Annotated in this window: 14 protein-coding genes; 7 read left to right on the top strand and 7 right to left on the bottom strand. The window is 68.6% G+C overall.

The genetic code is table 11. The annotated features are described in order from the left end of the window. The first annotated feature begins 11 nt into the window (after positions 1-11). Positions 12-869, top strand: coding sequence for a hypothetical protein (locus tag ACIQZO_RS23395; RefSeq protein ID WP_403629142.1), 858 nt, complete (start codon positions 12-14; stop codon positions 867-869). Here the strand turns inward: ACIQZO_RS23395 and ACIQZO_RS23400 are convergent. From ACIQZO_RS23400 to ACIQZO_RS23410, 3 genes are all read right to left on the bottom strand, one after another. Continuing rightward, entirely contained in the window at positions 860-1,705 is an 846-nt protein-coding gene (locus ACIQZO_RS23400; protein WP_403629145.1) for an aldo/keto reductase, read from the bottom strand. The genes ACIQZO_RS23395 and ACIQZO_RS23400 overlap by 10 nt on opposite strands. Next, positions 1,639-2,850: a JmjC domain-containing protein gene (locus ACIQZO_RS23405; RefSeq protein WP_403629148.1), complete on the bottom strand. Its 1,212-nt coding sequence runs from the start codon at positions 2,848-2,850 to the stop codon at positions 1,639-1,641. Before ACIQZO_RS23405 ends, ACIQZO_RS23400 begins: the two co-directional genes overlap by 67 nt. 89 nt (positions 2,851-2,939) lie before the next feature. Then, complete coding sequence (locus ACIQZO_RS23410) at positions 2,940-3,095, bottom strand: hypothetical protein (protein WP_157853303.1); 156 nt, start codon at positions 3,093-3,095, stop codon at positions 2,940-2,942. A gap of 745 nt (positions 3,096-3,840) precedes the next feature. On the opposite strand from ACIQZO_RS23410, the gene ACIQZO_RS23415 reads away from it, so the two are divergent. After that, positions 3,841-5,199, top strand: coding sequence for a helix-turn-helix domain-containing protein (locus ACIQZO_RS23415; RefSeq protein WP_403629150.1), 1,359 nt, complete (start codon positions 3,841-3,843; stop codon positions 5,197-5,199). Here ACIQZO_RS23415 and ACIQZO_RS23420 read toward each other — a convergent pair. The 3 genes from ACIQZO_RS23420 to ACIQZO_RS23430 all read right to left on the bottom strand — a co-directional run bounded on the left by ACIQZO_RS23420 (position 5,169) and on the right by ACIQZO_RS23430 (position 8,069). Beyond that, complete coding sequence (locus ACIQZO_RS23420; RefSeq protein ID WP_403629153.1) at positions 5,169-5,702, bottom strand: NUDIX hydrolase; 534 nt, start codon at positions 5,700-5,702, stop codon at positions 5,169-5,171. The two genes, ACIQZO_RS23415 and ACIQZO_RS23420, sit on opposite strands and share 31 nt — an antisense overlap. 76 nt (positions 5,703-5,778) lie before the next feature. Further along, positions 5,779-6,552 carry an HAD family hydrolase gene (locus ACIQZO_RS23425; protein WP_403629156.1) on the bottom strand — a complete coding sequence of 258 codons (774 nt, stop codon included), beginning with the start codon at positions 6,550-6,552 and terminating at the stop codon, positions 5,779-5,781. A gap of 2 nt (positions 6,553-6,554) precedes the next feature. Next, positions 6,555-8,069, bottom strand: a complete 1,515-nt coding sequence (locus tag ACIQZO_RS23430) for a helix-turn-helix domain-containing protein (protein ID WP_403629159.1) — start codon at positions 8,067-8,069, stop codon at positions 6,555-6,557. 294 nt (positions 8,070-8,363) lie between these two features. On the opposite strand from ACIQZO_RS23430, the gene ACIQZO_RS23435 reads away from it, so the two are divergent. The 5 genes from ACIQZO_RS23435 (at position 8,364) to ACIQZO_RS23455 (ending at position 13,416) form a co-directional block, all read left to right on the top strand. Further along, positions 8,364-8,558, top strand: a complete 195-nt coding sequence (locus ACIQZO_RS23435; protein ID WP_403629162.1) for a hypothetical protein — start codon at positions 8,364-8,366, stop codon at positions 8,556-8,558. A 197-nt stretch (positions 8,559-8,755) separates the two neighbouring features. Then, complete coding sequence (locus ACIQZO_RS23440) at positions 8,756-9,772, top strand: hypothetical protein (RefSeq protein WP_403629164.1); 1,017 nt, start codon at positions 8,756-8,758, stop codon at positions 9,770-9,772. Positions 9,773-9,801: 29 nt separating this feature from the next. Beyond that, complete coding sequence (locus ACIQZO_RS23445; RefSeq protein WP_403629165.1) at positions 9,802-11,388, top strand: amino acid permease; 1,587 nt, start codon at positions 9,802-9,804, stop codon at positions 11,386-11,388. Continuing rightward, entirely contained in the window at positions 11,388-12,833 is a 1,446-nt protein-coding gene (locus ACIQZO_RS23450; RefSeq protein WP_403629169.1) for a glutamine synthetase family protein, read from the top strand. The genes ACIQZO_RS23445 and ACIQZO_RS23450 overlap by 1 nt, the downstream gene beginning before the upstream one ends. Positions 12,834-13,020: 187 nt before the next feature. Then, positions 13,021-13,416: a hypothetical protein gene (locus tag ACIQZO_RS23455; protein WP_403629171.1), complete on the top strand. Its 396-nt coding sequence runs from the start codon at positions 13,021-13,023 to the stop codon at positions 13,414-13,416. 147 nt (positions 13,417-13,563) lie between these two features. Here ACIQZO_RS23455 and mobF read toward each other — a convergent pair whose 3' ends face one another. Further along, on the bottom strand, positions 13,564-17,994 hold the full coding sequence (gene mobF / locus ACIQZO_RS23460; RefSeq protein WP_403629173.1) for a MobF family relaxase: 4,431 nt from the start codon (positions 17,992-17,994) through the stop codon (positions 13,564-13,566). Between the last annotated feature and the right edge of the window lie 485 nt (positions 17,995-18,479).

Here is an 18,479-nt window from a genome sequence, read left to right on the forward strand (position 1 = left end):
AGGAGGTCGTGATGACTGGATCCCTGCCCGTTGCTGCCCAGGTGGACCTGCGCCGTCAGCCTGTGGAAGACGTGCTGGAGCGCGTGGAGGAGGCCCTACAGGTGCGACTGGTTCGGGAGGCCCTGGTGCGCAAGCGCCGTTCCTTGGCAGGCCGTACGGAGCAGGGGACGTGGGTGCGTATCGAGCGGCGGGGATTCGAGCGGATCGGCCCGCAGGGCTGGAACGGGACCGAGGCCGCAGCCGTGCTGCAAGAGGTCGCGATGCCCGAGTGGTACCAGGGCGTGGCGTGGCGCGAGCCGGGCGAGCCGGTGATGTGGCGCGCGGATGAGCTGGAGCTGATTCCATCGCCGTCTGTCGGCAAGGGCGCCCTGGTGCTCGAAGACCCGGGCCTGCCGGACGAGTGGTGGGCGGCGCTGAACGCTTCGCTGGACGCGCTTGCCTCACAGCAGACGCCGCGGATCGCGACGCCGGACACGGTGACGATCACGCAGGAGCAGGTGACCCAGACCCTCGGGGCGGTCTTCCCTGGGGTGGCCGATACGCGGATCGAGCGGTGGGCGCCGGCTCATGCGGATCTGACGTGGGCCAACGTGATGGGACCGGAGTTCTCCCTCATCGACTGGGAGGACTGGGGCATGGCGCCCCGGGGCCTGGACTCCGCAACGCTGTGGGGAAACGCGCTTGCCGTCCCGGGGCTCGCGGACCGTGTCCACCAGGAGCGGCGGACGGACTTGGAGAGCCGGGACGGCAAGCTGATGTCGCTGTTCTTCCTGTCGAAGATCGTCGGACCCTATGCATACGAGGAGGATCCGCTGCTGGCACCGGCCCGGAAGGAAGTCGAGCGCCTGGTGGCCGAGCTTCAGCGCTGACGGTGTGAGTGGAGGGCGCGGAGGTACTGGCTGACGGCGGCGGTGTCCACCTCGGCGCTCAGGGCCCGGACCAACTGGGCCAGGTGCCCGGGGTCGTCGGTGCCGACTGCCATCGCGGAGGCGCTGGGCAGGTGGAACGCGGTCCGGAACGCCGCCTGTATGCGGGACAGATCCCCGTGACGCGGTCGCAAGAACGGCCGGGGGTCGAAGTCCTCCCACACCTTCCTGTGGCCGCCACCGAAGGGGCTCATGCCCCAGGTCTCGCCCGCCTGCCAGGCGGTGCGCAGGACGGTGGTGGCGTCGAGTAGGTCGATGCCCACGAGGAACCCGGCCCGGACCATCAAGACGTCCGGAGACGGCAGGTCGTCCACCTGGACCATGCCGAGCGACCGGGTATCCCAGGAGGCCGCACCCCAGGCGCCGCACAGACCGTCGCGGGCGGCGTCGGCCAGGACGGTGCAGGCATTGCCGAGGAGGGTGTGGCCATCGGCAATGGACAGGCCCGCGAGGGTCCGTTCGGGGTTGTGGAGGAACACGGTGTCAGGTTCCCTGCCGAGTTCCCGGGCCGCTCGCTCGACGGCCAACCGCAGCCGGACCGGATCAAGGGAGTGCTCCGCACCTACAGCGCTCGGGAAGAAGCCCACCTTCGTGGAGAGAGTGAACTTCGGCAGCAGATCGGCCGCCGTCTCGGCCAGCACCGTGTGCGAGCGGAAGCCGAGGTAGGGAGCCGCAGTATCCAGGGCGGTGACGCCGAGGTCGAGTGCGGCCGTCAGGATGTCGCGGTGGTGACGAGACCGGTGTAGGCCGAGGACAAGGCGGGGGTCAGCTCCGTGCACAGTTCCTCCTTCAGCAGGATGTCGGCGAGCTGTTCCACGTCCAGGCCGGTCTTCTCGGCGGCGTCGGCGATGTCGACGGGGTGGCCGCTCAGCAGCAGGGCGAGAGCGGGGTACGCCTTGCCGGCGAAGGTGAGCTTCTTGCCCGCGGCGAGAACGTCCACGGTGTCGCCGTGCTGTTCGATCACGGGCTCGAAGTCGGTGACGCACACGACGGCCGCGGGCTTGCCGAACAGGCCGGTGGCCGGGACATGCCGGGCGGCCAGGCGTTCCCGCTCGCGAGCATTGAAAAAGTCCTGCGGAGTCAGCTTCGTAGCCATCTCGGCGACGGCGTCGGCCAGGAGCTGCTGCTGTCCCTCCCACTGGCCGGGGGAGTTCCAGCGGTCCAGGTCGTACCGGAACAGGTCCTGCGTGCGGGCCTGGTCGGCGAGCCAGGCCAGCCAGTTCACGCCGACGCGCTTCACGATGCCGAAGGTGGCGTGCAGGCTGTAGCCGTCGCCCTGGTCGTCGCGGGTGGCCTGGTGCCAGAAGCCGCGCGGGATGTGCATCACGTCGCCAGGCTCCATGACGCCCTGCCACACGATTTCCTCGCTGGGCTCGGCGTTGGGGGCAGAGTCGCGGTACATCGGAACCTTGCGCGAGGTCCCGCGGACTTCCCAGCTCTTGCGGCCGGCGAGCTGGACGATCACGGTGTCGTGGTCGTCCCAGTGGAGCTTGAAGCCACTGGCGTCCTGGGTGGTCAGGTAGGCGTTCACCTGCACCAGCTCGCGGGCCCACCACTGGAGCGCACGGCAAGTGGCCTCCATGGCCGGATCGAAGAAGTCGACCTCATCCAGGACCATGGTGCAGCCCTCGCGCATCAGCGCGCCGACACGGTTCATGTCGGCCATGGGGATGGCCTGTCCCCGCCGGGTGACGGAGGGCTGGATGTAGCGGCCGGGGTGCAGTTCGGCCCCGTCCTGGAAGATGCGGAACTGGGGGGTGGTGACGCTGCGGCGCATCACCAGGTCCAGCAGCTTCCTGGGGTTGAGCAGGCGATCGAGCAGATCGAGGTCCTCGATCGTTCCCCGGGCGAAGGCGGCTCCGAGTTCCCTGGGGCCGTCCCAGCCGAGGGCTTTCTCCATCGCGGTGACGAAGTGGTGGTCCACGTGTTCCTCCGGTCTGAGTCATGGGCGTGAGGCCGGGGGCCCGCCGTGGTTGACGAGCCCCCGGTTGGTGCTGTGGCGTGCTGGTGGTGCTACTCCTGCGGGAGGTTCAGGCCGTCACGGTTCTCGCCGTCGTCGCCCGCGGAGGTGCCGGTGGAGTCGGACTCCGCCGCCGCAGCGGTGAAGCGGTCCTGGACCTTGATCAGGCTTTCCACGCCGATCAGCAGGTCTTCCTTCTGCGCTGCCATGTGTGTCTCCATTTCCTGGAAGTCCAGGGCCGACGGATGCCGGCCCAGCCCCGATGGGGCTTGCCTCACCAGCTCCGTTGATTCCGGGCCGGTGGGGAGACGGAGGTGGCGTGAGGCCACGGATCGAGCGAACGCGGGATGCGTGCCGGAAGCGGGTTGCCGGTCAGCGGCCGGGATCACCGGCGATGGCCAGGGTGACCACCAGGACGATGACGACAGCGGCGTAGAGGAGCACGGCGAGCTGTTGGCGCCAGCCCCGCGGAGCTCGACCACGTACCCGGGAATCCCGTTCTAAGGGAGCTTTCAACGTCGGAAGGCGGCCACTACGCCAACCCCGGCGCGATGGATGCCGGCTGAAGGGCACTGACCGACGACGAGATACCGCCACAGCGGGGGCACTCGCACGGCGGGTAGCGGCCCGGGTTGGAGAGGATGTCGAACGAGTCGCCTTCCAGGACCCGTGTACTCGGCGACCACGTCCGGCCCGAGTCCCGCGATACCCGGATGCTCATCAGGACGCGGGGCTCTATGCCCAGCTCAGGGGTTGCCCTGAGGGCCGTTCGCTCTGTATCAGGAGTGCCCGCCGAATCGTTCAAGGCGGTCGTCCTCGGTCGCTTCGCCATGTCCAGAAGGATCGCGATCAGGACGACGAGCCAGAAAGGCCCAGCGGATTACCCAACTTGGGTAACATTACGGTCGGTTGAGAACTTGAAGCGATCCGTAGTCTTCCTCCGGAGCGTGCCCGATGCCCGAGACACGTCGTACGAAGGAACTACCAGTAAGTCTGCTCACCGAGCCCGAGATGATCGACGCGTGCCGCGTGCGCGACTTCGCGAGGGTCTTTCGCCTGGTCAAGGCTCGGGCAGGTATCTATCCGTCGATGATCGCGCGGCAGTGTGAGCTGACGCCGAGCCGGGTGGGTGAGGTGATCGCAGGCCAGCGGCAGCTGCTCCACATGGAAGTGATCGAGCGGATTGCCGATGGGTTGCGCATCCCGGGGGACATGCTCGGGCTTGCCCGCCGCACGTGGGAGACGCCGGCCGTCTTGGCCGTGACCGAGCGGGAGCGGCCGGAGGGCAGTCACCTGCCCGTTGAGTCGAAGCCCCTCAGCGCCTTACCGGGCGTGGAGGTGGACAGCATCCTGGCTCTGGCCGCCGGGACCGACCCGAGCCCATCCACACTGCACGCCCTGCGTTCTTCGATCGAGGACTACTGGCGTCGTGACGACGAGCACGGGGGCGAGACGCTCCGGCCTGCTGTCGTCGGCCAGCTGCGATACGTCGAGGGGCTGCTGAAGGACCAGCGGCCGACGCCGATCCAACACGGCCTGTACGGCATTGCGGCGGAGCTGGCGCGGTTGACCGGGTGGACGTACTTCGATGCCCGGCAGTACCAGCAGGCTCGCGCGTACTTCTCGGAGGCTCTGCAACTGGCCAGGGAGATTGACGACCACCCATTCATGGCCAACGTGCTGGCGTGCATGAGCCTGCAAGCGACCTACCAGGACAAGCCGGCGGACGCGCTTGCACTGGCATCTGCTGCCCAAGACCAGGCCCGAGCGGCCATCGGCACGACGCCGAGAGTCCGGGCCATGCTGGCCATGCGTGAGGCCTTCGCCCACGCGGCCCTGGGCGACCGGACAGCGACCCACACTGCCATCTCCGAGGCGCACGGTCAGTACGGGCGGATCAAGGCGGACGACCCGGACCCGGTATGGGTGACGTACTTCGACGAGCCGAAGCTCATCGTGGACACGGGCATCGCGCACGGCCGTCTCGGTGAGGCGGCGATTGCCGAACCGCTGATCGCGGACGCGCTGGAGCGGGAGGACCCCGCGAACCAGCGAGGTAGGGCGTTCCACGCCTTCTGGTTGGCCCGTACACAGCTCCAGCGCGGCAAGCTCGACCAGGCGTGCCACACGGCGATCGAGGCACTGGTACCCGCAGCAGCCGTGTCATCCGAGCGGGTGACCGGGCACCTTCGCGAGTTCTACGAGCAGCTTGCCCCCTATCGCGAAGTGCCGGCCGCAGTCGCCTTCGAGGCACGCCTACGAGCGATGCTTCCCCCGCAGGGTCAGCGGACCCCTTCTTCCATCAGGACGTAGAGGAGGCCGACGAGGGAGCCGCTGCTGACGATCTCGCGGCGGTCGATCATGCCCCGGATGCCCGCCAGGGGGATCCACTCGATCCGGTCCGACTCGTTCTTCTCGGTCGGCGGCCCGTCGTACGTGGCGCCGTCGGCGCGGAACAGGTGGTGCTGGGAGTCCGTGATGCCGTTCGCCGGTTCGGCGTAGATCAGCGGCTTCATCGGGCCCGGACGCCAGCCGGTCTCTTCGAGGACTTCGCGGGCGGCAGCCTCGCCGGGGGTCTCGTCCGCCTCGACCAGGCCCATGGGCAGCTCCCAGGCCCACGCGTCCGTGATGAAGCGGTGACGCCACATCATCAGGACCTCTTGGCGGTCGTTGATCACAGCGGCCACGGCCAGGTGGCGGAGCTTGACGACGTGGTGTTCCCAGCGGTTCCCGTCCGGCGTCTCGACGTCGGTGAGCCACAGGTTCACCCACTTGTTTTCGTAGATCGGACGTTCCCCGTGGATCTTCCACTGCATCGCTGCGGCCCCTCTCGATCGGCCTCTAGCATCGCAGAATAGGCCTGTACGACGGCCAGGTTCAGGCAAATTCACGTCACAATGACGAATATGGGCGAGGCTCGTCAGAGCTGCCGACATTGGCACGGCTCGTCGTCGTCAGCGCGGCGATGCCCTCCAGAACCCGTGCCACGTCCGCGAGGGAGTCGAGTACGAGGTCAGCACCGGCCTCGGTAAGTTCGGCGGCTGTGGTCTTGCCCGATGCGATACCGATGACGGGGGCGCCGCCCTCGAGGCCGGTTCGGACATCCTCTAGCGAGTCCCCGATGATCACGGTGTTCGAGCGGGTGAAGACCATGCCGTACTTGGCCTGGGCGCGCTTCTGCGCGATGGCGACGAGCGCCGGGCGGTGGTGGTCGTCGGAGGCGAAGCCGCCGATCTCGGTGTCGAGGAGGCCGTCGAGGTCGAAGGCCGCGAGCTTGAGCACGGCGTTCGGCTTGAGGTTCCCGGTCACGGCGGTCGGAATCAAGCCGGGGTGATCGTGCACTGCACGCAGCGCGGCTGCGGCTCCTGGCATGAGGACACCCTGTGCACACAGATCCTCAGCATGTGCAGCGAGGTGGACCGGCAGGAGAGCCACCATGCGCGGCAGCAGACCGACCACTTCACCTTCCGGCACTCCGTTGTCGATAAGGAGCGATCGGATCGCCAGCGGCATGGTGACTCCAGTGCCGCGGGCCGGCAGGTGTTCCGCGGGACGGCCGACGACCTCGGCGAAGGTCTCGCGATAGACCTGCCGGTCGATGTCGCCGACGTACAGCAGCGTGCGGTCGATGTCCCACAGCACGAGGACCTGCTGGTCCTGGGTCACGTTCAGCTCCTTGCACCCGTCACGAGGGCGGCACGGTCCGTCAGCTCCCGAGCGTACGGGCTCCGGCGGGCCGGGGCGAGCTCGCCGATCATGTCCTCGATGTGCTCGTTGAGGCGGGCCGATTGGAGCTGTTCGGCAAGGTCGAGCGCGTGGTGTGCCATGGCGCAGCCTGCTTCGAGCTCGCCCTGCCTGAGGTAAGCCGAGGCCGCGCGGGAGAGGAACAGGGCGTTGGTGCGCTGGTCTGCTGGATTGAGGGCCTTCCGCGCCTCAGTGAAGCTGACGGCGGCCTGGGGCGCATCATCCAGGTCGAGATAGGCGCTGCCGGACTGGCCGTGGATCTCGCCTTCATTGATCCAGTACAGCCAGTGGGGGTCGAACTCGGAACGCCCTCGGGCGCAGAGTTCGGCTGCCTCGCCAAGTGCGATGAGGGCTGCCTGCCGTTCGCCGAGCTTGGCGTGCCCGCGTGCCTGCCTGGTCAGCAGCATCGCCTCCAGGGCGGGAGTGTCCAGGGTCCTGATCTGCTCGCGGGCGGCTCGCGCCGCGGTAACTGCGTTGCGTGGCTGTCCGGTGGAGTAGCCGTGGATGGCCAGATAGGACAGGGCGCCGGCACCCAGGCGGTCGTCGCCGGAGGCCTTGGCCGCACGGAGTGCGGCGAGCAGGTAGCTCTGGGCGTGGTCGTGGCACCTGGAGTCGAAGGCGAACCAGCCAGTCTGGGTGGCGGTGTCGGCGACGATGGCGGCCAGGCGGCGGCCGATGTCCTCGGTGTACGACGCCTTCTGCAGAAGGCGTTTGAGGAGTTCGAGGTGCGCGTCGCCGAGCTCGGTGAGGGTGCCGCTGCCGGCGCTGGCGTCCATGATGCGCAGGTGGTCGGTGGTCGCCTGCAGGTTGTCCAATAAGTCTGAGGTGAGCTGGCTGCCGTCCGCGGCGCGTTGAAGGGGCTCTGCCTCCGCGGTGCCCCAGTGGTGGACGAAGGCGGTGAGCACGATGCCGCTCACCGTGAGGAACTGCCGGCGGTCAATCACGTCGCCTCCAACCGCATTGTCCAAGGCCGCCACCATACGGGCCGCGGTCCAGGGCAGGGTTGGGTCGAGATCTCCGGCCGACTGGTCCGTGGGCTGTTGAAGCGGTCTGCCCGCTGACCGTGGGAGCGGGAGCTGTACGAGCTCGGCGGGGGCGCCAATGCCTGCGACGAATTCGATGATCTTGTCGATGTTGGTGAGGCGGCGGCTGCCCGACTCCAGCATGGACAAGAACGCCTGGCTCAGTCCCGTGAGCTGGGCCATGTCCTCCTGGCGCAGCGAGCCTCGTTGTCTGATCAAACGGCTGGCCTTGCCGAAGTCCAGGGCTGCAAGGGCCTGCCGGACATCGACGTCTTGCCATACCCGCTCCGGTACGCCGGGTAACGCGGGGGCGGTCGGGATGCGAGATCGCGCGCAAGCGGAGCAGAGGCCGTCTGGGTTGTACTGGCTGAGCCGGCAACCGCAGTCGTCGCACTGTCGCAGCGCCTGCTGGGCCACCCGTACCTCCCCAAACGAAGTGCGCCAGCCGCCAGCGTAGGCGGCCGGGAACCGAGATCGCCCCAGTGATATCACCCGCGGAATGTGCGCGCCGGGCGTTTCCCGGTCAGCCTTGTGCCTCAATCAGCCTCTGTTCAGGGCCGATTACCACTCGCAGCCCGAACGCGGCCGCTCCTGTGTGCCTCTCGCACCGGTTCGTCGGCAATGCCGTCGGGAATGGGCTTGGGCTCCGCTGCGGGGGGACTTGGCCGGGAACGAGCCACATCACCGACGGTTCGGAAGGGGGACACATCCGTGGCGGTCAGCATCTCCGCTGTCGTGCTGCTCGCGGTCCTCGTCATCCTCCTCGTCAAGAAGGGCGGACTGAAAGCTGGGCACGCCGTCGTGTGCGTCCTCCTGGGGTTCTACCTGGCCAGCTCTTCGATGGCCCCCGCGATCTCCGAGGTCGCGACGAACGTCGCGCGCCTAATCAGTGGGATCAAGTTCTAGACCAAGCACTGGCAGTTCGGTGGCCCTCTCCGGCTGCGCAGCGATCCTGTCCGGCACCAACGTCCCTCTCTGCCGAGGAAGCATTCGATGACCGAGAAATGCATGACGCACCCTTGTGTCGCGATCGAGAGCACGAGGTTTCAGCTTTCCCGGCCCTTGACTGCGACCGTCGACGACCCCGGTCGCGAGGCGCACTGATGCGCCCCGTTTACCACCCGGCCGGCACCGACGAAGCCCTTGGCATGGCCATGGTCGAGTTGCAAGCCGGCCGCTGGAGGCCGGCGCGCGACTTGCTGGCGGCAACTGGTGGGCAGTGGGGGCTTCGGACGTCGCGTACGCAGGTGCTGGCGGTCACCGCTGCCCACTCCGATGTGATGGGCGTGTGGCTGGCGGAGGAGCCGCACAGTTACGACGCCCAGCTGATGCGTGCCCGCGTCTCGGTGGAGCGAGCCCTGCGCGCCCATCACCAGCAGCACGCCGGCGCTGCGGCATTGGAGGAGGCTGCACGGCATGCCTCGCTGATGATGGCGCACCGGGAGCCGCGGGATCCGGTGCCCTGGATCTGCTTGCTCGCCCTCGCACAGGTCGATGGACGCCAGGTGCGGCGGGAGCATCGTGAGGTATCGGCAGAGCCGATGCTGCCGAGCGGGCCGTGGGGACTGCTGCACGGGATCAACCAGCGCGACCCGTACAACCGGGAGGCGTACCACCGAATACTGCAGTTCATACTGGCCCGCCCCGTCCCGCCGGCGGCCTCACTCGCCGCTGTCTTCGACTTCGGCCGATGGGTGGCCTCATGGTCGCCGTCGGGTTCCCCGTTGCTGCTGTTGCCGCTGTACGCGCTCGTTGAGCAGTGCCGGCAGCAGTCCCTCCAGCACCGTGCCGATCCGCTGTGGCGACGGCAGTGGGCGCAGGAGCCGACGATCACGTACACGGTCAAGGCGTTCCACCACTGGTTCAAGCAGCCGGACACCGCGCCGCGCTCGGTGACCGACCTGCACCACCTGGCGTACGCCTTGTGGGCCGGCCACCGGTTCGTGGAGGCGGCCGAGGTGTTCACAGCCGTGGGCACCTATGCCTCGCGGGAGCCGTGGGCGTCCGTCCATGAGGACCCGAACCATCCCGACGGCGGCGAGGTTCTGCTGCTGCGGGCCCGCCGGGAGTCCCTGTCCTTCGCCCGCACCCACGCTCCTCGCGCGGGACCGGTGCGCTGACCGTCGCGCACAGCAAAGCCGCACTTGGCATGCACCTGACTTTTTCTTACTTGTTCCACCCATTCCATGGAGGATGTCCTGTGTTACGAACACGCCCGACTCGCCGCGCGGCGGGGGCCCAGTCAGATGACGCGTTCCTTCGGGAACTGGGCTACGAGCCGGTGCTGGCCCGCCGCATGGGGCCGTTCGGCAACTTCGCCATCAGCTTCTCGGTGATCTCCGTACTGAGCGGCTGCATGACCCTGTACGGCTTCGGTCTCGCGACCGGGGGTCCCGCCGTGATGATGTGGGGCTGGGTCGGCGTCGGCGCCATGGTGATGCTCGTGGGAGCCGGCCTCGCTGAGGTCACCTCCGCGTACCCCACCTCCGGCGCCCTCTACTACCAGGCCGAACAGCTCGGCGGGCGCAAGTGGGGCTGGTACACCGGCTGGCTCAACCTGCTGGGCCTGCTCGGTGCGATCGCCGGCATCGACTACGGCGCCGCGCTGTTCACCGGCGCCTTCCTGAACCTGCAGTTCGGCTTCGTCCCCACGCCGGGCAAGATCATGGCGATCTACTTCTGCATCCTCGCGCTCCATGCCGCCCTCAACCTCTTCGGTGTCCGACTAGTCAGCATCCTGAACTCGATCAGTGTGTGGTGGCACCTGGGCGGGGTCGCCGTGATCGTCGGGGCGCTGGCGATCGTGCCGTCGCACCACCAGTCGCCGTCCTTCGTCTTCGGCGAGTTCGTCCACAACACCGGCTGGTCCAGCTCGTTGTACGTGGTGCTGATCGGACTGCTGCTCGCCCAGTACACCTTCAGCGGGTACGACGCCTCCGCGCACCTGTCGGAGGAGACCACCAACGCGCAAGTCTCCGCGTCCCGCGGAATCATGCGGGCGATCGGCTGGTCGTGGCTGGCTGGATTCGTGCTGCTGGCCGGGCTGACCTTCGCCATCCAGGACTACGCCGACACCCAGGCCACCGCGACCGGGGTGCCGCCGGCGCAGATCTTCCTCGACGCCCTCGGTGTCGCCGGCGCGAAGGCCCTGCTGCTGGTGGTGATCGTCGCGCAGCTGTTCTGCGGCAACGCCGAGACGGCCGCCGCCAGCCGGATGGTGTTCGCCTTCTCCCGGGACGGCGCGCTGCCCGGGTCGAGGCTGTGGCGTCACGTCGATGCCCGTACCGGCACTCCGACCCGCGCCGTGTGGCTGTCGGTCTGCGTGGCGGCGGTCCTGGCGCTGCCGTCGCTGTACAGCCCGACCGCGTACGCCGCCGTCACGGCGATCAACGTCATCGGGATCACCCCCGCGTACGCCATCCCGATCTATCTGCGGATCCGCAACCGCCACCGCTTCCAGCCCGGCCCCTGGAACCTAGGCCGCTGGGGCGTGCCCGTCGGCGCGATTGCCGTGGCCTGGGTGGTCTTCGTGACCGTGCTGTTCTGCCTCCCCCAGACCCGACCCGAGTCCGGTCTCGTCTCGGTGACCACGTTCAACTACGCACCCATCGCCCTGCTGGTCGTCCTCGCCTTGGCCACCGTGTGGTGGCGCGTTGCGGGACGGGACTACAAGGTGCCGACCGCGGCGGCTGACGCAGGCTCGGGCATGGCCCGCATCCAGGAGGAAGTCATCTGATGACCGCACTGTCCACCCAGACCGGAGCAACTCCGCGCCCGGGCGGCCCGTCGCAGCGTGATGCCGATACCGCCTCGACCGCCCCTCAGCGGCCGGCCCGGGCGTTCAGCGTCGACGAGCTGCGCAAGGCCGTCGGAGCCGGCGTGATCGACACCGTCCTCCTCGCCGTGCCGGACCTACAGGGCCGCCTCAAGGGCAAACGCTATGGGGCGCGGCACTTCCTCGACCGCGTCCTCGACGGCGGTGCGGAGATGTGCGCCTACATCCTGGCCACGGACGTCGACATGACGCCCGCCGACGGGTTCGCGCTCACGTCCTGGGCGAGCGGGTACGAGGACATGACGGTCGTGCCGGACCCCTCGACGTTGCGCACCCTGCCGTGGATGCCGCGCACCGCGCTCGTCCTCGGCAACGCGATCGGACTGGACGAGGAGCCCATCGAGGTTGCGCCGCGCGAGATTCTGCGGCACCAGCTGACCCGGCTTGCCGCCCACGGGCTGCACGCCCAGGCCGGCCTGGAGACCGAGTTCATGCTCTACCGCGGCACCTACACCCCGACCGCCGGCATCGGCTCGGGCGGACTCGTGCCGGTATCCGAGGAGAACCTGGACTACGCCCTCGACCACACGCCGGACAGTGACCGGTTCTTCCGGCGCCTCCAGGGCTCGCTGTCCAAGGCGGGGATGCCCGTGGAGGCGATCAAGACTGAAGGCTCGCCGGGTCAGGTGGAGGTCACCTTCCCCTATGGTGCCGCGCTGCCCGCGTGCGATAGCCACCTGGTCTTCAAGCACGCCGTGCGTACCCTGGCGGGCCGGTCCGGTATGACGGCCACCTTCATGGCCTCACCCCAGACCGGGCTGGCCAGCGGTCTCCACCTGCACGTCTCTCTCACCCGCAGCGGCAACCCGATGATCACCGATCCGACCGGACGGCTGTCCGAGATCGGCGAGCAGGCAATCGCTGGGTTGCTGACGGCGCTGCCGGGGCTCGCCCCGCTGTACGCGCCTAACGTCAACTCCTATAAGCGGTATGTGCCCGGCTCCTTCGCCCCCACTCGCATGACGTGGGGTTGGGACAACCGCACCTGCGCCGTGCGGGTCACCGGCCACGGGGCGGGCGTGCACCTGGAGATCCGCGTTCCGGGGGCGGACGCGAACCCGTACCTCGCTCTCTCCGCGGCACTCGCTTCGATGATCCATGGCATCGAGCGGCAGCTCACCCCGCCGGCGCCCTGCACCTCCAACGCCTACGAGGCCACCGAAGCGGCCCTCCTGCCCCTCACCCTCGATCAGGCCCGCTCCGTGTTCCGGCACAGCCCCGTCGCCCAGGAGGCGTTCGGGAAGGGCGTGGTCGAGCACTACGCCCACCTCGCGCAGCTCGAACTCGAGTACCACCGCGGCATCGTCACCGACGCGGATCAGGCCCGCTGGTTCACCCGCGCCTGATCTCCGCCGCACCAAGACCAGACTCCGGCCGGGCGAGTTCCCCCCCCTCGGCCGGGGTCTGCCCAACCTGCACCACCATGCCGTCGCCGAAACGAAAGGACCCCGCTCATGCCCGCACGGCCCGCCACGACCACCTCGCATCCGACCCCCGCACAGGTCAAGATCGCCGGAACGCTCGCCCAGGTGCATGAGCACCGCCAAGGCGGCAGCCGAACTGGGCCTGTCCGAGGGCACCGTCGCGGTCCAGATGTCGCACGGGAACCGGCGGGCCGGAGTACGCCACCGTCATGCCCTGGTCCACGCGTGTTACGTCACCGAGCAGCTGGCCCGGCCGGAGCCGACAACACCCCCGCCCGGCGGCGTCGGCAACATCGAGACCAAGATTCTCTGGTCGCTCGCCCTGGACGGCACGTACGCCGAGATCGCGGAGCACTGCGGACTCTCCCACGACGCGATGAAGAAGCGGATCCGGGCGCTGCGGGCGCGCTGGAGCGCCGAGCACGACCCTCACCTGATCGCCCTCGGCTGGATGTTCGGCGTACTCGACGCCTCCCACGGAACCGGCGGCCACCAGGTCACCTAACTGCAGACCGGCCACGTGTCAGAGGTCCTTGGCAAGCTACTCCCCCACACAACGAGACGACATTGCGCACCCGCACCGTCACTTCATGTGACCATTCTGGGTGGGTGGCCGAAAGGAAGGGCCGACCTAAGCAGTCTCCGGCACCTTCTATACGGGCGGTGCGTCGTGTGCGTTGTCTGGCGCCGGACTGGGCTGTACGAAGTCCATCGCGGTTCGGTTGGCGTACGGGTACTCGCGCTTCGGGGCGGACGATGCTGCGGACTCCTCTACGTCGGCGCGCTGACGCCCACGTTGAGTTCGCAGGGTCATCTCCTCCTGGAGGCCGGACACTCGGTGGTCGGCGCCGCGAGCAGTGCTGCGTGCCTTGGCTGCCTCGGTCCGGAGTTGCTTGGCTGCCTGGTTGTCCTTGTCCTTGGCACGTCGCAGGAGCGCGGCCTTCTCCTGCTGCGGCATGTCCGCTTCGGTGAGCACGGCTTCGTGTTCGCTGACGGGTCCGGCCAGTTCGGCAGCCTCGTGGAGCCGTTTGTTCATCTGCTCCAGTTCCCGCCCGGTCTCCTCGCACGTACGAAGCAGTTCCTCACGATCTGCCTCGACCGCAGCACGCTGGTCCCCGCGCAGCACCGGACGCCCGAACCGGGTGGCGGTCAGCTTCTGTTCGAGTCCTTCGATTCGTTCCTGTGTGCCGCGCAGTCCGGCAGTGCGTTCCGCGATCGTGCCGTCCAGTGCTCGGACTTCGCGGATAGCCACGGCACGTTCGGCAACGTCCTGGTGTCGACGGTTGAGCGCGAGCGCGTTCGGCCCTGCTCCGGCGGCGGCCTGCTGTTCGGCACGGTCGGCGCCGGCCTCCGCCTTCTCGGCCGCCGTCCTGGTGGCGCGCGCGGCCGTGGCAGCCTTGCGCGCGGCGTCGCGCAGGGCCGCGGTGCTGAGATGAGCGTACGGGCGGTCAGCCGTCGGCGCGGGTTCCGGAGGTGTGGCCGGCGCCGCGGGCCGCTCCGTGGTGTCCGGAGTACGCCGGTCCTCGGACTCCAGCGCGTCCTGGGTGTCGTCCGCCTCGTGGGGGTCGCCGGTGCCGGGAGCGCGTGGGGTCGGCAGATCCGCTACGGCCTGACGGACGTGGGCGGGGACCGCGTTCTTGGGGAGTTCGGTGAGGATCATGCGCTCCTCGGTGCCGCTCTCGATTTCGCGGATGAGGCCCGCGACAGCGCGGTCAAGCTGTTCCTGCTCGGTGCGCGTGTCATCTCCACGAGCACGGTCGGCGTCGGACTCATAGACGGACAGCGGCAGGAAGAGGTGGGACTCCTTCTTGTCGCGGCTCATCATCGTGTAGAGCGCGTTCGCCTGCGCGCCGGGGCCGTAGACCAGGGCCTCCTGGACGCTGAGGCCCTGGGACTTGTGGCCGGTGATCGCATATCCGAGGCTGAGTCCGCCTTGCGCGATGTAGTCGGCGTCGACCCATTCGGCGACGTCGCGGTGTCCGTCGGCGGTCTTCTCGCGCCACTCGACCAGAACCCGGCGCTCGGCATCCACGGCTCGCACGATTCCGCGGTAGCCGTTCAGCACGTCTTCGTTCTCGCCTCGGCTCCGCTTGCCCCGATAGTCGTTGGCCCGAAGGAGGACCTGGTCACCGACGGACAGCGTCAGTTCGCCGCCACCTGGCAGGGCGTAGATGTGTTCCGGGCCGGTGAGGTCGCCGCTCGCCTTCCGCAGGGCGCGGGCGCCGACGTTCAGTTCCTCCACGATTTCGTTGGTGGCGGCGAGCATGAGGAGCTGCCGCACGGCGGTGTGGTCGTCGGTGTGCGCGGCGCGCTTGTCGGCCCAGACGGTGAGCATCGCGGCAAGGGTGGCGTCCTTGTCCGCGAGGGCGTGCACGCGGCCCGTTCCGGCGAAGGTACGGAGCGCTTCCACTCGGTTGTCGTCGCGCCACAGCTCCAGTGCCCGGCGCTCGACCATGTCCTTCTGCCGGAAGTTCTGGTTAAGGGTGAGGCCGCCAACAAGGTGGTGGACGGCGGCGAAGCTGCCCCCGATGCCGGGCGAGTGCAGCTGCTTCGGGTCACCGATGCCGACGACCTTCGTGCCGGTCTGGGCGGCGTGGGCGAGGAGTTCGGCGATGTCGCGGTCATCGCACATGGCGGCTTCGTCCACGACTAGCACGTCAACGCCGGTGAGGCCGGGGCCGCCGTTGCGGATGCCGGTGAGCCAGGACGCGAGGGTGCGCGACTCGATGCCTGCCTCGGCCTTCAGGTTCGCGGCGGCGACGGCGGCCGTGCTCGCGCCGGCGATGACGAGACCGTGGGCCTCCCATGCCTGCCGGGCGGTATCCATGATCGTGGTCTTGCCCGCTCCGGCGATGCCCACGACTGCGTCGATTCCGTGCCCGGACGTGAGCAGCCGTTCGAGGACGGCGCGCTGTTCGTCGGAGAACGCGAAGGTGCCACCGTGCTGGGCCTCAACGGTGGACAAGGTCATGTCGACCGTGTCGCGGCTGATGACGGCGGCCTGCGTGCCGAGCCGGTTCGTTGCCTCGGAGACGATCAGCGCTTCCGCCGCCACGACATCCGCCGTGGTGTACCGGTCGGCGTGCGTGAAGTGTTGAGCGCCCTTCGGATTCAGCTGAACCGCGTATCCGGCGTGACGGAGGACGGAGGTGGTGAGTTGTTCGGCTTCCTCCGCGTTCGCCACTCCGCACGGGAGGGCGTCCAGCACGGCAGCGATGGCGGCGGCGTGGGTGAACTCCTTGGAGTGGCTGGTCAGGCCGGTCTTAGGGTCGAAGACCTGGGCGCACAGCTCGTCCAGAGAGGGGTTCTGGTCCGCTCGGTCCCGCTCCATCGCGCTCGCTGCGATGGCGTCGGGGTCGTCACCGACAGCACGCCCCTCGGCCTGCCAGTAGGCGCGAAGGATGTCGTCCCCGACTCCGGCGGCCTCGCCGTTCTTCGCGGCCTTGGATGCGGTGGAGGCGGCGGTACGCTCGCGGGTCGTGGCGCTGTCGTAGTCGATTCCCAGCTTCGTCAGCAGATCCCGGACCTGGCTGTCGCGCTTGCTGAACAGGCGGATCGTCGCCTCGGGAATCGCTGCGATCTCCCATGCGCCGGTCCGCTCCTCGCGACGGAAGCTGATGCCGAAGTTGTCGGTCAGCTCTCGGCGGATACGGGCGTTCATGAGGGACTGGGTCGCGCGGGTGTGTCGGTGGAGGTCACGGCCTCCGCTGGCCATGGTGGACCACTTGCCGTCGGCGCCCTTGACCATGTTGGCCAGGGTGAAGTGCAGGTGAAAGTGGGGGTCGCCGTACGGGGCACCGTCAACGGGCCGGGCGGCGCGGTGCACCATCATCCAGCCGGAGAACCCGCTCGTCTCCACGGTCTCCGCTTCGTCCCCGTCACCGTGGTGACCACGCATGGCGTACGCGGTCCACCGTTCGAGGGCCGTGATGGACTCGCGGCCGGCGGAGGTGTAGATGCCCTCGACCTGAGCGGCGATCTCCTCCGGGGCGTAGGCGAGGAACACGGACTTCGACTTCGCGAGGTCCAAGGTGACGTCGGCGCCGAAGTTGCCGACCTGCACTCGGCCTTCGAGGAGAGCGGCCTTGATCTCCTCGGCGTCCCACACGTCCTCGGGCGAAAGTCCCGCCGCCTTGGCCATGGCGACGGCTTCACGTACGTCCATCGGCAGATCCCGAAGACGGCGTTCGCCTTCGCCTTCAGTCTGGGTGTACCGGCGCTTCATCGACGCGGCGGTGAACAAGTCGCCGGGCTGTTGTCCGGTCTCGGTGGCGCGGGCTTCGACGGCGCGAAGCAGAGCACGGGCGTCCAGGTGGCCGCCCGCCTCAGCGGTCACGGCCTTCTCCAGCGTGTCTTCGCCGTACAGATCGACGGCGTCGATGCCGACAGCATCGGCGAGCTTCAGCACCGTGGAGGCTGGGACGCGGTGCGATTCCCCGAACCGCTTGAGCTGGCTCTCCATCCTGCGAAAGGCGTCCTGCTTGCGCTTGGAGTCGAGCAGGGAGACAGGCTTCACGCTGCGTTCGGCGGCGGCGCGGCGGATGGCGCGGGCCAGCGGGGCGGCGGGGAGCTTGGCGGCCGGCGCAATGGCGAGCTTGGGTTCTACGAGAGTCTGCCCGGTCCGGGGGTCCTCGCCGTGCATGAGGCGTCGGGCGGCCTGGAAGCGCTCGGGGGCGAGGACGCTGCCGGGGGTGATGTCGAACTCGGTGAGGCCGTTTCCGACCCAGACCAGGGGGCGTTCGCTGGCATCGAGGTGGTACTCCACCTGTCCGTCGGTCGGCCGTGGGGGAAGGGTCTGTTCGCCGTAGAGGTCCCGGGCGTCGAGTCCGGCTGCGGCAGCGACTTCGACGGCGTCGAAGCCGGTGAACCTCGCGGTGCCCTTACTGCGGATGAGTCCGCGGGCGCGGAAGAAGGCGCGCTTGGCCTCGCGGTTGGCGAGCAGGGAGGCTACGGGAGCACCAGCAGCTTCGGCCTTGGCCTCGATGGCGGCGACGAGGGGGGCGGCGTCGACCGCTACGGACTTCCCACAGCCGTGGCCGCCGGTAAGGCGGTACTCAACCTGCTCGTCGGAGGGGCCGATCATGGTCACCCACCCCATCGGCCCGCTCACCCCCCGCTCTCATCCGGTCAGATTCGTTCGTCTTGGCTGATTGTATCGTCACGAAGTGACGATACCTTGGTCCTCTAAATTCAAGATCATAATCAACGAGGGGAACCTCGGGCACTCGGATCGGCCTTGTCGCTCCTGCGGATCAGGCTCCTGGAGCCTGTTGTCCTGTTGGACTGTTACCTCTGCGCGAGGTGCACGGTCTGGGGTGCCGTACGCGCTGAGGCGGTGTGACGATCCGATGTCGGTGCGGTACCTACGCGGGGCTGTGTCGTTGGTCCGCGTATGGAGCAGACCCCGAATCCGGCGGCTTCCCGCCGGTTCGCTGAGGTGTTGGGCCCGTACTGGATGGCCTCGGATTCCCCGGCGTACGGGCCCAGCGTGGAGGGCCGATTCGGGCCGGGACGTGGGACTCCGCCTCTGCACCCGGGCGATTGGCCGGAGAGCGGGATCGGGCTCCC

This window comes from Streptomyces sp. NPDC097617 (assembly GCF_044761485.1).
GTDB lineage: Bacteria > Actinomycetota > Actinomycetes > Streptomycetales > Streptomycetaceae > Streptomyces.